Raw genomic sequence first — 515 nt, 5'->3', positions numbered from 1 at the left:
AAAATGGAAAAAGGGGCTAGATTAATGAAAAAGCCTGAAAAAACATACATACCTATGACCGAAACTGCTTTCTACATCTTGCTTGCATTAACTGAACCCCGCCACGGTTACGGCATCATTAAACACGTTGAGAATCTGACAAAAGGAAGAATAAGTTTAGGTTCGGGTACCGTTTATGGCACGTTGACGAAAATGCAACGCGATGGTTTGATCGTCAAGTACGCGGATGGTGAGCGAAAAAAGGTATATGAAGTTACAGAAGACGGTAAAAGAATCATGAGAATTGAGATAGAAAGGCTAAATGAACTTTATAATAATGCGGTTCGATATAGGGAGGAGTTTTTATGACCACATCGATTTTTCGACCATTTTGGAGTTACGACCCGATTAAAACGGAACAATGGCTAGAAAAGAAAGCGAGCAAAGGGCATTTTCTAACTGGATTCAATCGTTGGACAAGGAAATTCCATTTTCAAATTGAGAATCCTAAAAACTGTACATATAGACTTCAATAT

1 protein-coding gene is annotated in these 515 nt (G+C 38.3%); it reads left to right on the top strand.

The genetic code is table 11. From position 1 onward, the window contains the following. Window positions 1–3: 3 nt before the first annotated feature. Window positions 4–348, top strand: a complete 345-nt coding sequence (locus tag JI666_RS20990; RefSeq protein WP_136947205.1) for a PadR family transcriptional regulator — start codon at window positions 4–6, stop codon at window positions 346–348. Window positions 349–515 lie beyond the last annotated feature (167 nt).

This window comes from Bacillus sp. NTK071 (genome assembly GCF_017303315.1).
GTDB lineage: Bacteria > Bacillota > Bacilli > Bacillales > Guptibacillaceae > Guptibacillus.
The sequence above is the reverse complement of the archived record's forward strand: the minus strand, read 5'-3'. Positions and strand labels throughout refer to the sequence as shown.